The organism is Pseudanabaena sp. PCC 9330 (assembly GCF_055795045.1).
The window spans coordinates 82,551-95,309 of the sequence record NZ_JAYFES010000101.1; the positions used below are offsets into that span (position 1 = coordinate 82,551).

A 12,759-nucleotide genomic window follows, 5' to 3' on the forward strand; every position below is an offset into this window, starting at 1 on the left:
CATGACGCGGGAAAATCCAACATTCAAAGCTGCCAATATCGCTCAACGATTCAAATCTTCATGCATTCAATTTGATACTTTGCTTGTTTCAGGAAAATCTCAGGAGTTGACCAAGATTAGGCAGAAACTCCATGATGGCCTCAAGGAATATAAACAACAAGGAGCATTGACGGTTGCTTTTGTTGGCCAATATAGTGCAGGAAAATCTACTATAATTTCAGCCTTGACTGGTCGGCGGGATATTTATATTGACGCCGATATCGCAACAGATGAAATAGCTTTCTATGATTGGAATGGCGTTAGAATTGTTGATACACCAGGACTATTCACTGACCGCAACGATCATGATGACATTACCTACGGTGCAATTGAAAAAGCCGATTTACTAATATTCTGTCTAACTGACATGCTATTTGATTCGATTACTGCTGAAAACTTCAAAAAGCTAGCCTATGACAAAGGCTATCGGTGGAAGATGATGCTCGTGATCAACAAAATGTCAGCTAGTGCAGGAGAAGAAACCCAAAAAATATCCAGCTATAGTCACAGCCTGTCAGAAGCGCTCAAACCTTATAAACTAGCTGAGTTTCCAACTTGCTTTGTTGATGCTAAAGATTATTGCAATAGCGTCGATAGGGATGATGATCTTTCAGTTAAATTTGCCCAGAGAAGCCGTTTTAGTACGTTTATAGAAGAGCTTAATAAATTTGTTGAGCGTCGATCATCGCTTGCTCGACTCGATACGCCTGTCCGAATTGCTTTAGGCTGTATTGATGACGCCCAAATTGGCTTCGCTCGAAATTCTGACGAAGATACGACATTTCTAGAAGTACTTCTACGGTTGTCTCGCCGCATTAACAAAGAGCGTGAGCGGCTTCGCACCAAAGTTAAGAGCATCATACTTGAAATGTCGTCAGCAATTATTACTGAAGGGACTAATTTAGCTTCAGCAGTTGGAGATGAAAAGTTTAAGGATCTCAACAAGCAGTCAGAAATCAATGTTCGCAAGCATTATGAGAAAGCTGGAAAAGATTTAGAAAGTGTAATTGAAACAGCAATTCACTCGATTCAAAATGAAATTGAAACTGAACTGCAAAGTAATCTCACTCAAGCATTTGTTGCTCAGATTAAATTTGATCAAAAAATTAATGTTGAAATTGCAGATCAGAAGTTTGGTTCTCAGCAAATCGGGCAACAAATTGCTTGGTTGACGGGTATTGCAGAGAAGGCAGGTGTTCAACTAGCAGCATCTTCAGCTAGAGGATTTATTTCTACAGCGAAGAGTGGTCAGGCTTTCTTACGTCCAATGGATGCTGCTGGAAGTGCTACTCACTTATTTGTGCTTGAAGCGGGGAAGGCAATTGGCTTTAAATTCAAGCCATGGCAGGCAGTAGGGATCGCTAAAAATATCGGCAACGCTGCAATGTTTTTAGGCCCAGCCCTAGCCTTGGTATCCATAGGGCTTGATATACATACCATGCATCAGGAGCATGAGCATGAAAGAAAAATGGCTGATGTTCGTCGTGATATTACTAGTCAGTTTAAGGCGATCGCTGTTGATCTCGAACAGCAAATTGAAGGACAACTACAGGAGTTTGAAATTCAGGTCTATGGACAACTTGAACAAAATATTTCTGAGGCCCGTCAGCAAACGGAAAAAGCAATGGCAACTTCTAATACTGAGTTGGTGCAGCTTGCTACTGTTAGACATAAGTTTGAATTAATTTTGCAAGATGTTCAGAGGGCTGCAATACCTTCAATACTTTAAGCCGGTCAATTCAAGGGTGAAGTACATCACCTACTCAAAACCGCTTGTAGTGTCACTAAGCCCACCAGAGGCTAGAAGACCTGCTGCTACTGATGTGAATTAAGACTGATGGGCAGTGCCCACCTACGGCTAACACGATGAGGCAGAGCAAGCATTGGCTGACAAGAGAGAAATAAACCTAAATAATCCGGTCTTAAAGCTAGCACAAGGGTAGGATAGATTAGCGTCGCATAATTCAAGCATTCCGTGTTCTGAGAAGCTAAAATAAATATGAATAATCTAGATCTTCATAAACATTTTGCAGTTCTTGAGCTTAAGCCAGGTGCTTCCTTAGAACAAATTAAAGCTTCGTATAAAGAATTAGTTCAGATTTGGCATCCAGATCGGTTTCAAAATAATCCCCAGTTACAGCAACGCGCCCATCTAAAGCTACAGCAAATCAATAATTCCTATGATTTTCTCAGGGAGAATTACAATCCCGACGATATAAGCGAAGATTCAGAAATTGACCAACCTAAAATATCTTGTCTCAACCAATTACGTGATGCATTGCTAAGATGTAAGTTCTGCGGCCCTGCTCCCATACTATTAAAAATAGATTTCAAGAAAGCCAATTTAGTTAGTCAATTAAGAGATGGATATTATGTTTATCATTTAAGCCATTCGCTGGGAGGGCAGCACCTATATATAACCTCTATTCCAAAGGCAAAAGATTTTAATTTGAGCTACAAATCAATTGCCATGTCATATTTTGGTGCACTCTTAGGAAGAAATGAAATTCTAGATATTGTTCATCAACTACGTGAATAAGCTGTTGAGCAGCTAAATTGCATGTTGATTTCTGAAAGCCTTTACTGCAAGGGCTTTCAGAGTGATTGTACTAGTGCAGCTTGAATGGCCAACAGCTTACCAAGAAATGGCGAAAGAAGGGAAGGCTAAGAACTCACCCTTCCCTAACTGCTAGCTACGCTACTCGTTCAAAGGGGATTAGATCGTCATGGGTGTTGCATAGCACCATTAGATCGGGCTTGCCCCATATCTTTGCTTGGCATTCTGGGCATTGGTAGACAACTTTGTTGCGGCTAGGTTGTCGTTGCATTCCTGGCCCAGCTAGCCAGGGCAACCGTAGATCATCGGGCATGGCCTCAAATACCCGCTTAAAGGCTCCAGCTTGGTCGATATAGTGCGACATACTAGAGCCTGTTTTCTTGCCCCCTGGCTGAGCTGTATCGCTCGGTATTAGGCCGATCGCAATCATCTTGTCTGCCCATTCCCGGTTGTGATATCCGCCTTTGCTAGGTGTTCCAAAGTCTTGCTGCCACTGATGGGCCATTTCATGAACTAGCGTAGAAAAGATGTCTTCTAATGGGCGTTCAAGCAAGTCAGGGTTAAGACTGATTTCGTGGGTGTAATTAGTGCCATCAGACCAGCGCTCTGGGGCAAAAAATCCAAGCGCTTTAGATTTGCGGCTGAAGTTGAGAAGGCAAGGGTTAAGGCTATTTTCAAATAGTGTCTCGTTGAAATAGTCGTAGGCGTTTTGATATGCCCCAAACTGGGCAGTAGTCGGCGGTGCTGGTTTCATCTGTAGTTCTCAGAGTTGAATCGTACGATTAACAACAAACAGGGCAGCTCAAAAGAACTGCCCAGTGGGTGTGGTCTAGTATTCGCTGGGTAGAAGGATCGTGGTATATCCGCCATCGCCTAGATAGGTACTCACCCAAACAGGCTCATCATTAATGCAGTAGTACGACATCACCCGACCGTCACCCGTTTTAATGGCGATCGCGTTAAGTTTGCCATCGTCACTAGTTGCTAGAGCCTGTAAGGTAAGCTCTTCTTCTGTCAGGCTAGGGAGTATTTCGTTATAGTGCCCAGCTTTACCAAAGTCGCCTGAAACGTGTCGTCTGAGTAAGTTGCTAGGGGCAATACCCGCTTGTTCTAGAACGTCTAGGGCGGCTGGTGTGGCGGTGCAATGTTGAAGGTTAAAAAGCATTGTGCAATCCTCAAATGAAGGGAGTAGAGAGATAGGGCAGGCGATCGCCTGCCCTGAGAACGATTAGCGGATCATCTTGTTGGCTTCAATGAATAGGCTTGCGGCGGTGCTGTGTAGCAGCTCTGGTAACTCCTTAAGCTCATCCTCTGAGTAGTCAGCAGCCCAAACCTGTTTCGCCTTAGTAATGCAAGCCTGATATCGGTTAGATACCCGCTCTAAGGCCGATAGATACGCCTCTCTAGCGCTAGCTGGGGATTCATGCCCCGGTGCTGCTGTGGTGGTCTGTGGGGCATTCTCAATCAAGCTCAGCTTGCCTTTAGAGTCTTGCGTGAGCTGAATGGTTGCCCCTTGTCTAAGTGCCGTCAACGTTGGATCGTTAGCCGGTCGCCAAAGGGTTTGCTCGGTGCCATCCTCAAGCCGGATATCAGCCACAGTGCGAACACCGTGTTTAGTGTTGACCTGGCGTGGTGCCTTAGCCAGAGTTGCGGAAAGTAGTTTGGTCATGGTTTTGAAGACTGTAGAAGGATGAAGGGCAAGGGAGGGAACGCCCTCCCAGGTGGCTAAAATTCGCCGATTTCGCTTGTGTTGGAGCTGTCGAAGCTTGCGCCCCATGACCCGAAAGCGTGGGTCTGCTGCTGGTGATATCGGCCCCGCATTTCCGCCGACATTTTCAGCAGCTCCTTAACCAGCGATGCCCGATAGAGCGGATCTTCAACGATGCGCTTGTAGTCGGGTAGCCCTTTGATGGCATCCTCTACACCCTGCTCAATGCTGGAGTTAATACAATCCTGTTCAAGCTGGGCTTGCTTAGCCTGTTCGTAGTCAGCTAGAGAAACTATCATTGACGTTAGACCTATGTAGTAGTGGGTTTACGGGGGAGAGCTATTGCTTGCAGGCGTGCTCTCCCTTTGTCGTTCAGTATTTTTTGATCCAGTCCAGGGCTTCACTCTCAGTGGTAAACCCTTTCCAGATCGATGCACCTGTCGCCTTAGTCAGACGTTCCACAACAAAGTGGATGCATGATCGACGTTCTAGCCAGAAGGCGTAGACATCGGTTTCCGAATGAAGCGGTGTACCAATTGAAACTCCTTTAATCATTGGGTTTTCCTCAATTCGTTATCGTCTAAACTGCCTTGTCGCTGGGTTGGCTCCCGTTGGCACCGTTTGCCTTTGGCTGTGGCTCCTTGTCCCACCGGCTTGCTTGTTTTCATACCCTTATTATAATTCATCGAATCGGTGAATGGAAACACCGAAACGGTTTATATATGATCTGTTACAATGAATTTATTCACCGATAACATGAATCAAGGTAAAGTAACCATGTCGATAACCATGCCCCCTAATATGCCTATTAAGTGGAAGCTTGCGGCTGTAATGGCAGACCGTGAGATAGATAATCAAAAGCTGCATGAACTTACGGGATTGCATGTAGGGACAATCTCGAAGTTGAGGAATAATCCGCCCAAGAGGGTTGACGTAGAAACCCTAGAGCTTTTATGTAAAGTGCTGGAATGTCAGCCAGGAGATCTGTTGAAGTATATTCCTAGTACTGAGTAAATTTGCGATCGATAGTGTGGCTGATGAACTTGGGATAACTCGCTCTGAAGGGTTGGAGCGGTTAGCCAGATCTAAAAGGCTAAGTGCTGATGAACTGGTATCTATAACAGGGGATGGTTGAAGCTACCCCCCCCTTTCGACCACAAGGTACGCCTGATTGGCTATACCCGGATCTTCAGAAAGTGTCTCTATTGCGCTGGGCAAACGACCTGAGATTAAAAAAGGGCATTCTCGAAAGGGAAGATCTAATTTTTTTACGGTGGAAATTTTTAGATTCAATTTTTTTTGAGGTGATCGCATCCTTCAGCCAAAAAAGACTGGTGTAGATCTGAGGATGATTTTTCTACAGTGTGGGCAAAATCAAGTAACAGCCACATCCGTTCCTGGTTTGGCTTTGAAGTAAGTGTATATAGGGATAGAGTATCCCCCTAACTGCCATGGACGAGTTCTACAACCTGGTTAAGGCTGCTACGTCAGAACAACGGGCAAACCTTTCGGCAATAACGGGTTCGGCCTATGGGGATGCTCCTGACACTCTGGTTAACCATATCAAGTATCTGAGAGGAGGGACGCTAGGACAGCTCTTCTGGGATAAGTCATGGAAGCAAGTCGTTACAGACGTTGCTGATCATGTTCACATTGACTGGCTAGCAGCCCTTGGCGGGCGCAACTGGAATGATCTATCGACGGCGGATATTGAAAAATCGGTTGTCTCTAAGCTGTTTCAGGATATGCTCGACCAGCTTTCTCCAGAGGATCGCGACAAACTCATTCTAGAGATGAAGCGTAACAGCGATGATCCGCACCTAGAGACCCTTCTAGCTAGTGGCGGGATTATGGCGGCTGCTAGAATGAGCGGCTTTGGGGTTTACCTGATGGCCAGTACGGTACTTGGCGGATTGACCAGCGCTATTGGCATAACCATACCCTTCGGCATTTATATGGGCATGAGCCAGGCGATCGCACTGGTGCTTGGGCCAGTAGGTTGGGCCGCATTAGCAGGTGGAATCCTTTGGACGCTGAATCAACCTAACTGGGAAAGGTTAACATTGGGAGTAGTTTATGTGTCGCTCCTACGGAACACAAAGGAGGTTTGACCTAGCAGACTCAGATTTTCCAAATTGCTTAAACTTTACAAGCTAACAACAAATTCAATACTCAAAAATCATTAAAAAGATTCATTGCTATGCTGGTTTTCTTTATTCATGGCGTTGCCACAAGAGATGTGAAGTACTCACATTCACTAGTGGAGGGCATTAAAAAGGAATTCAATCAGGAAAACAAAAAGCTACCCTTTTTCTATTCAAGCTTTTAGGGTCATGTTCTGAATGACTTTAATAAAATCTGGAATTACATCGATGAAGATCTGAATTCCCTCGAAGAAAAATATAGTGTTAGCCCTAAAGATTCATTTAGGTACAGGCAATTTAGGGAGGGGCTTATCTCAGAATTTACGGGTGATATGTTCACCTATATGAATGAAAAGCAAGGCTTTGAGGTGAGAAAACTTATTGCGGATCAACTGACTAAATTCTTAGAACAGCATCCAGACGAGAAAGAGATTCACATTGTTGCTCATTCACTAGGGACTGTCATTCTATGGGATATTTTATTTTCTGACAAATTCAAAGAGGGAGATCCAGCCTTCTTAATTCGAGAAAAGATTTCAGATCGGGGAGTCGAAGATAGCAACGGGCAAGCCTCTCTTGCTAGTATCACTACTATGGGATCTCCCATATTATTTTTCAATGCCATGCTTGGTATTAATGCTGAGGATATTGAGCGAAAGATTCAAAGCTACACACCCAAAACGATTAAGTGGGTTAATATAGTACATGCTTCCGACGTAATTTCGTACCCATTAAGTGCAAGCTTAAATTCACAAAAAGGACGTACCAACCTTATCTTTCGCGACTTCTTTATCTATAAAGATGCAAACCTATTGGAGACAGCAGCTCGAAAGGTTAATCAGGAGGATATCGCCCTTTTTGCTGGCATAGTGGATGCTCATACGAGCTATTGGTCATTGCCTGAGGTGGCTCAAGTTATTTTCGAGCAAATGTTTGCCAAAGATTTTGTCAAACTCCGCAACATTGATGATGTGGCAAAGGAAGTTGTTAGGCGCTTGAAAAAAGTTCCTGGAATGTCGCGTCCTGGAGTGAAGCTCCATTCTAAAGAATATATTGTTGAGCAAATTGAATTTTATGATGGAAGTGGATGTTTGGACTGCATCAAAAACTTTGCAAATGTGCATCATGTCTATGTCTATAATTCTCAATCAACTTGTATTTTTGAAGGATACGTCGATTGGCTCAGAACAAATGATCTCTTAAATGAGGTTGATCGTATAAGAGCTAGATTTGAAATGCCTTAATAACTGCCTTGCATAATCGTAATAGGCATTGCAGAACAACATAGCAACCCTAAAGCTACGAGAGTTTTAACCAATCTTGATTGCAACTAGAACGGCATTTCAGAAAGTGGCAACTGATATTGACTTAGCAATCCAATAGCCTCCATGATTTCACGTTGATATGGGTAAAGGGCTTCAGGAGTACCAATTGATGGATTAACGCCTGCCGCATCGGGTGTTATCTCACCCAGATAAATATCACGTGTGGCTTGTCCTCTTACTCTGTAATCCGTTATCTCTGCAATCAAGATTCTGAAGACGCTGCTGCGAGAAGATGACCAACTTGCATAAGATGAAACCCTTAAACTATGGCCTTCATTTGTAATCGTAGAAACCATCATTTGTTGAGAATTATCGACCCTATATTCTCTTCCATAATGCCATGTATTTCTTTCCCGTGTGAAATTAAAACACCATCCATTTGCCCAAAAAAACTTTTTCCAGACCTCACTTGTGAGAACCGAACTTTCAAGCAAATTATAACTGGCAGGCTTTTCTGTAACTCCAAGGCAATATTCTTCATGCCCCTGCCGAAGCTCTTGAGTTGAGGAAATATTCTGAGAAACCATTAAGCTTCTTAATGGATTTGATGATATAACTGGCCTCGCATAGGCAATTTCGTTTGAGGCAAAGCAAAGCAAAAAAGTGATAGCTATTTTTTGGGCTAATTTGATACTACCAATATACATCTCCAAATTTTCCTGAATTTATTAAAGTACTGTTGCAAGTTTAGCAGGCAATATAGAACTAGCAACGGCATCGAAACTTACAAAACTGACTCTGACATAGGTCTTCGATTCGCTGTGCAACACCTAGAAATCATCTTCTAAATTCCTTCCAATTGCTGCTGCCTGCGGTAAGATAAATTAATCTCACATGCATAAATAGCAGGACATATACCAACTGGAATTGTCATTGTTATAGCCGTTGTTGGCATATTCCATTGTTTTTGATAGACAAAATTTTGCGGGAGAGAGGAAACGATATTTTCTGCTTGCCCATATCTATTATTCAGATTATTGAACAGGCTGTAGTAGGGAGATCGACCATTTTCATCCCACCGCAAAATAACACTTTCTAATCTATCACTATTAAAATAAAACTCCACCTTGTAAGTACTTTCACCCACATTAAAACCATCCATGCTGGCGAAATGTGAGAATGACGTTGCACTTTGGCTTACCTGCAAACTTCCAATAGGGTGAAGAGATCTTACTTCTGCATAGGTCATGCCCCATCGTGTATTATTCCATCCTTGAATATCTTGCACTTGTTGAGCTTGAACGATCGCTGGTGTTGTTGTGAAAACAAATGAAGCGATTCCCAAACCATATGCCAACGAGTTAATATGTCTATTCATTGAGATTGCTCCTCCATGGAAATATTAATTGAAAAAATTATCCTTACCTGATATTTGCCTAATCTGAGACTATCTAATATTCTTTTCTAGAGCTAGAGTTTTCCCAATATTTTCTCTGCCCTAGATTTTTAGTACTAAAGCAAAAACCGAGACTGGCATTCTCAAATCTGCAATCATTCCAAGACTCCTTCAGAAGCTTTAGTGATAGGCTTCCCAATTATTTAACGCTAGTAACCTTCTATACCAGCGTCAAGACTAGAGCAGGCAAAAATACACTATTTGCCTATGGGAGAGAAAGTATTATGAAGCTATATCTAGCAATCCTGATGGTGATCGCTGCTTTCTACAGCCAGTAGAACCCAGCCAACCATAAAACAATGCTCCTACTCTTCCTTGCGATCGCTACCGATCCACCGGATAAGAGTAGGAGCTGTAGTGTCTTACTTCAGTGATTCTTGTCTATTCTCCACTGATAAGCATAATCACTCAATGATTACATACCGGGTCAAGACTCTCATCACCTCGTTAACCTTACCTGTGGGTACAGGCTTGCTCCATTCTCTGACTTCTGCGAAACCAACCCGATAGGCTTCGTAAATGACCCTCTCCGTAGCGTAAACCGATCCTCTAACGGTAAGCAAGACCTTTTCTCTTCCAGGCTCACCAGTTGGTTCGGTAGTGATTGCTGCTTGAGTATCTGTGCTGGGCAGGGGGGAAGTCAGGAAAGCTTGAGGCATAGGGATACTCGCTTAGGTTACATAAGGGATTTCCTAAGCCTAGTAATATGCCAACTGGATGTCAACCGATCGGAACCCTTTCTTTACCTGCTAGGCTCTGAGACTATGATTCCATGGGAAAAGCAGGCAATGTACTTAAGCAAGTTCTAGAGAAGTACGACATCACCCAGTATGGTCTGGCCAAGGCTATGGGAGTTGAGCGCACCACGGTCTACCGTTGGGTAAAAGGGGACAGAGACCCCGCAGCGGATACAGTTGTGGAAATTGTAGAAGCTCTTAAAACACTGAACAGACAAGCTGCTGAAGAGTTCATACGCTTTTACTTAGGCAATTTGCTTGAGGGCGAAGACTCTTAGCTTGCTTTTAATTGGCTTATTAACCATCTATGAGCTTGGCTTCCTTGCTTAATCTTTGAATTGTTGCGTTTACTTTTCTAAAATTCATATTAACGCTGGACGAATTTCGTGGAGAGCTGCTTCTCCAGTTGAAGCCTGTTGTCCTCGTAAACTTTGAAGAGGTTTTCAAAAAATAGAAGGGAAAGAGACATTTTTATCCTTAATACTAAATGACCTTTATGATATCAGCGCATTTATAATCAGGTGAAGATCTAAATATTAAAAGATCCAATTAACGATATTATTTCTAATCGGCCTTTTGGTACAAATTTTAATAGGTAAGTTGAGGGGTATCAATCCTTAACTTATGACCAGTATACGAGATTGTTGATGTGGTATCAATGTTGATTAGCTATTCGCATTTCAGAACTCGATTATGCGATCGTCGTCGTCATCTTCTCGTGAATCATGTTCTCTAGGAAAATAGTCTTCTAACTCATTTTCTAACTCATTGCGGGGCTGATCACTGAAATGGTTAGGACTTAAAGCCTTCTTTGATTGAGAAGGGCGACCTATATTAAGAGTATCTTTGGTAAGAGCCACCTGACCTTTTGCTCTCTTCACTTCTCGGCGCTTAATGACTTCCTCAAAGTATTCATCGATATGAACCTCGGGAATCTGAAATTCTTTACCGTTACCATAATTTCTTTTGGTAACCACCTTCAGGCCTACAGAGGCAAGAATCTTACGAGCGATGGCATTTTCTTTTTTCAACTTGCTGACATCAATACCTAAGAGAAGCTTGATATCTGCTGATTGCTCTCTAGCAACCTTCACTAGCTCTTTAATGTCTTCATCGGTAATAGACTGAGCATTGTCCCTAAAATAGCCTAGGTTGAGGTCAAAGGCCAATCTAACGGTATCAACGCAGAAGTCCTTATCAGGAGCGTAATAATCTTTCTGCCACTCATCATTCTTCTCAGCCAACTTGGGTTCGTTCAGATACTCAACCAAACGAATGGCTTGCCAATTGTTATCTTTCTGATAGAATTTGACATCATCTTCGGTGACATTGTCAATAACCAGCGATCGCCTAATGAGACCTTTAATAAACCCAGCACTCTCTTCCGGTGTGAACTCTTTTTTTTCTTGAAAAACTTTTAGATCGACATCTTCAGCATTGAGAATGGACTCAAGATTGGAAGCCTTGATAAGCTCTTTAGTCTGCTTGTAGATGATGTCTTCTTCAGTCATTTCACCATCAAGGAGTTCAGTCTCAGTAACAAAGTACCCTTCAGCACGGAATTTCTCACGCATCGCCTGAAGGGGGTAAGCGTGTTGGCGAGAGTTCTTAGCCATCATTGCGGCCTTAAGCCGATCGAACGGAGTAGCTACAGCCTTCTTTGGCACATCATGCAAGTCAAAAATTTTTTGTTGTGCAGACAAAATTTCAGCTAAACATTCCGCTTCAGTCTTCGCTAGTTTAGGATTAGTGGGTGATTTACACCATACGACGCGATCGCAACCAGAACGTACTCTATGTAGCCCTTGTGCAAATGTCTCAATGGTTGTGAGTTTCTTTTCGTAGATACCACCCACAAAGTCGAAATGACCATTAGTAAGGCTAATAGCGGTCGCTACTGAAGGAGAACCAACCAAACCAGCAGGACGATAGTTGTCAGAGGCTTTGAAGATTTGAGGATAATTAGCTTTTGTGTCACTTGTGATGGCGTCAAACTTAGGGTAGATAGAGCCAAGGATGATAACCGTCGCCGCAAGATCACAGTAGATGAAAGGAGTGCGACCTTTAATAGTGTTGTCAAGGTCAGTAAATACCGCCTCAATATTTTTGCTGATACGAATTTCCAGGTTAGTCATTCCACCTGCTTTGCCTTTATGAGCTAGAGGCTGGTACATATTTACAAGGAACTCTCCACCTTCGGTGATTTCGTTGATGTAGCTGTAGGTGGCTTCCGATATATCAGCATCTAGGTACAGTAACCCCTCACAGGTTGAGACCATTTCCTCTAGAGCTATCCTAACTTCATTACGATTAGATTCAAATGTGCTGCTGAGTGTTAGGTCATTCAGAGTGCTCTCAACTTCGTCAATGATGATTACACAGCCAGAACGCATCTCAGCGGGGATATGAGGAATCGAGTTTATACACACAACGTAACCGCAGCCTCTCCTGTAATCTCCACCTCGAACCGAGCGGTAGTCTTGAAAGCTAAGATCAGCAACCAGTTTGTCAACAATTGCCTGACGGTTAGAGATGACTAAAACCATCTTGGGATTTTCAAACTGATCCACCCATCGTTTGATGAGGCTGGTCTTGCCAGTACCCTTGGCAGACTTGATTCCCAGCTTAGGGTGATTCTCAACTGCGTAGTTTGAGGTGTACTCCTGGTTTAGTACGATCGCCCCTTCAGGAGCATTGTATTTATAGATAACAGGAACCCAATACTCGTCGTAGTTGGTAGTCGAGTAAGACCAGGTACCCTGGTTGACTGACAAAAGTTGGCTGAAAGCTGCTAAAAAGCTTGTGGTACGGTAGTTTCAGGGATTGGAGGAAGAAGTGGGGAGCCAGCGTTCT

At 43.2% G+C, this 12,759-nt stretch carries 14 protein-coding genes; 6 read left to right on the forward strand and 8 right to left on the reverse strand.

Translation table 11 applies throughout. From position 1 onward, the window contains the following. The first annotated feature begins 1 nt into the window (after position 1). Both AC0QKW_RS11860 and AC0QKW_RS11865 read left to right on the forward strand, forming a co-directional pair. Positions 2–1,768 carry a GTPase gene (locus tag AC0QKW_RS11860; protein ID WP_473151284.1) on the forward strand — a complete coding sequence of 589 codons (1,767 nt, stop codon included), beginning with the start codon at positions 2–4 and terminating at the stop codon, positions 1,766–1,768. A gap of 270 nt (positions 1,769–2,038) precedes the next feature. Continuing rightward, positions 2,039–2,578: a J domain-containing protein gene (locus AC0QKW_RS11865; RefSeq protein ID WP_473151285.1), complete on the forward strand. Its 540-nt coding sequence runs from the start codon at positions 2,039–2,041 to the stop codon at positions 2,576–2,578. Positions 2,579–2,732: 154 nt separating this feature from the next. On the opposite strand, the gene AC0QKW_RS11870 is transcribed toward AC0QKW_RS11865, so the two are convergent. The 5 genes from AC0QKW_RS11870 to AC0QKW_RS11890 form a co-directional block, all read right to left on the reverse strand. Next, on the reverse strand, positions 2,733–3,350 hold the full coding sequence (locus tag AC0QKW_RS11870) for a SprT-like domain-containing protein (protein ID WP_473151286.1): 618 nt from the start codon (positions 3,348–3,350) through the stop codon (positions 2,733–2,735). A 75-nt stretch (positions 3,351–3,425) separates the two neighbouring features. Next, complete coding sequence (locus tag AC0QKW_RS11875; protein ID WP_473151287.1) at positions 3,426–3,761, reverse strand: hypothetical protein; 336 nt, start codon at positions 3,759–3,761, stop codon at positions 3,426–3,428. 63 nt (positions 3,762–3,824) lie between these two features. Beyond that, positions 3,825–4,265: a hypothetical protein gene (locus AC0QKW_RS11880; protein ID WP_473151288.1), complete on the reverse strand. Its 441-nt coding sequence runs from the start codon at positions 4,263–4,265 to the stop codon at positions 3,825–3,827. Positions 4,266–4,321: 56 nt separating this feature from the next. Beyond that, complete coding sequence (locus AC0QKW_RS11885) at positions 4,322–4,603, reverse strand: hypothetical protein (protein WP_473151289.1); 282 nt, start codon at positions 4,601–4,603, stop codon at positions 4,322–4,324. A 73-nt stretch (positions 4,604–4,676) separates the two neighbouring features. Further along, entirely contained in the window at positions 4,677–4,859 is a 183-nt protein-coding gene (locus AC0QKW_RS11890; protein ID WP_473151290.1) for a hypothetical protein, read from the reverse strand. Positions 4,860–5,105: 246 nt separating this feature from the next. Here AC0QKW_RS11890 and AC0QKW_RS11895 point away from each other — a divergent pair, with 246 nt between their 5' ends. From AC0QKW_RS11895 to AC0QKW_RS11905, 3 genes are all read left to right on the forward strand, one after another. Continuing rightward, positions 5,106–5,318 (forward strand): helix-turn-helix domain-containing protein, encoded by a 213-nt coding sequence (locus AC0QKW_RS11895; protein ID WP_473151297.1) that lies wholly within the window; start codon positions 5,106–5,108, stop codon positions 5,316–5,318. Between the two features lie 437 nt (positions 5,319–5,755). Next, on the forward strand, positions 5,756–6,415 hold the full coding sequence (locus tag AC0QKW_RS11900) for a hypothetical protein (protein WP_473151291.1): 660 nt from the start codon (positions 5,756–5,758) through the stop codon (positions 6,413–6,415). A gap of 377 nt (positions 6,416–6,792) precedes the next feature. Further along, the gene (locus AC0QKW_RS11905) at positions 6,793–7,692 is read left to right on the forward strand and encodes a lipase family protein (RefSeq protein WP_473151292.1); all 900 of its coding nucleotides are present in this window, start codon (positions 6,793–6,795) and stop codon (positions 7,690–7,692) included. Between the two features lie 86 nt (positions 7,693–7,778). Here AC0QKW_RS11905 and AC0QKW_RS11910 read toward each other — a convergent pair whose 3' ends face one another. Both AC0QKW_RS11910 and AC0QKW_RS11915 read right to left on the reverse strand, forming a co-directional pair. After that, entirely contained in the window at positions 7,779–8,420 is a 642-nt protein-coding gene (locus AC0QKW_RS11910; RefSeq protein WP_473151293.1) for a hypothetical protein, read from the reverse strand. Positions 8,421–8,557: 137 nt separating this feature from the next. Next, positions 8,558–9,091 carry a hypothetical protein gene (locus AC0QKW_RS11915; RefSeq protein ID WP_473151294.1) on the reverse strand — a complete coding sequence of 178 codons (534 nt, stop codon included), beginning with the start codon at positions 9,089–9,091 and terminating at the stop codon, positions 8,558–8,560. An 850-nt stretch (positions 9,092–9,941) separates the two neighbouring features. Here AC0QKW_RS11915 and AC0QKW_RS11920 point away from each other — a divergent pair. Continuing rightward, the gene (locus tag AC0QKW_RS11920; protein ID WP_473151295.1) at positions 9,942–10,184 is read left to right on the forward strand and encodes a helix-turn-helix transcriptional regulator; all 243 of its coding nucleotides are present in this window, start codon (positions 9,942–9,944) and stop codon (positions 10,182–10,184) included. A gap of 402 nt (positions 10,185–10,586) precedes the next feature. Here the strand turns inward: AC0QKW_RS11920 and AC0QKW_RS11925 are convergent, their stop codons facing one another. Continuing rightward, complete coding sequence (locus tag AC0QKW_RS11925) at positions 10,587–12,680, reverse strand: hypothetical protein (protein WP_473151296.1); 2,094 nt, start codon at positions 12,678–12,680, stop codon at positions 10,587–10,589. Positions 12,681–12,759: the final 79 nt, after the last annotated feature.

What these genes read in the sequence shown, in the direction of transcription:
- AC0QKW_RS11860 (WP_473151284.1), top strand. Translation starts at nt 2, where the DNA reads ATGACGCGGGAAAATCCAACATTCAAAGCTGCCAATATCGCTCAACGA.
- AC0QKW_RS11865 (WP_473151285.1), top strand. Translation starts at nt 2,039, where the DNA reads ATGAATAATCTAGATCTTCATAAACATTTTGCAGTTCTTGAGCTTAAG.
- AC0QKW_RS11870 (WP_473151286.1), bottom strand. Translation starts at nt 3,350, where the DNA reads ATGAAACCAGCACCGCCGACTACTGCCCAGTTTGGGGCATATCAAAAC.
- AC0QKW_RS11875 (WP_473151287.1), bottom strand. Translation starts at nt 3,761, where the DNA reads ATGCTTTTTAACCTTCAACATTGCACCGCCACACCAGCCGCCCTAGAC.
- AC0QKW_RS11880 (WP_473151288.1), bottom strand. Translation starts at nt 4,265, where the DNA reads ATGACCAAACTACTTTCCGCAACTCTGGCTAAGGCACCACGCCAGGTC.
- AC0QKW_RS11885 (WP_473151289.1), bottom strand. Translation starts at nt 4,603, where the DNA reads ATGATAGTTTCTCTAGCTGACTACGAACAGGCTAAGCAAGCCCAGCTT.
- AC0QKW_RS11890 (WP_473151290.1), bottom strand. Translation starts at nt 4,859, where the DNA reads ATGATTAAAGGAGTTTCAATTGGTACACCGCTTCATTCGGAAACCGAT.
- AC0QKW_RS11895 (WP_473151297.1), top strand. Translation starts at nt 5,106, where the DNA reads ATGCCTATTAAGTGGAAGCTTGCGGCTGTAATGGCAGACCGTGAGATA.
- AC0QKW_RS11900 (WP_473151291.1), top strand. Translation starts at nt 5,756, where the DNA reads ATGGACGAGTTCTACAACCTGGTTAAGGCTGCTACGTCAGAACAACGG.
- AC0QKW_RS11905 (WP_473151292.1), top strand. Translation starts at nt 6,793, where the DNA reads ATGAATGAAAAGCAAGGCTTTGAGGTGAGAAAACTTATTGCGGATCAA.
- AC0QKW_RS11910 (WP_473151293.1), bottom strand. Translation starts at nt 8,420, where the DNA reads ATGTATATTGGTAGTATCAAATTAGCCCAAAAAATAGCTATCACTTTT.
- AC0QKW_RS11915 (WP_473151294.1), bottom strand. Translation starts at nt 9,091, where the DNA reads ATGAATAGACATATTAACTCGTTGGCATATGGTTTGGGAATCGCTTCA.
- AC0QKW_RS11920 (WP_473151295.1), top strand. Translation starts at nt 9,942, where the DNA reads ATGGGAAAAGCAGGCAATGTACTTAAGCAAGTTCTAGAGAAGTACGAC.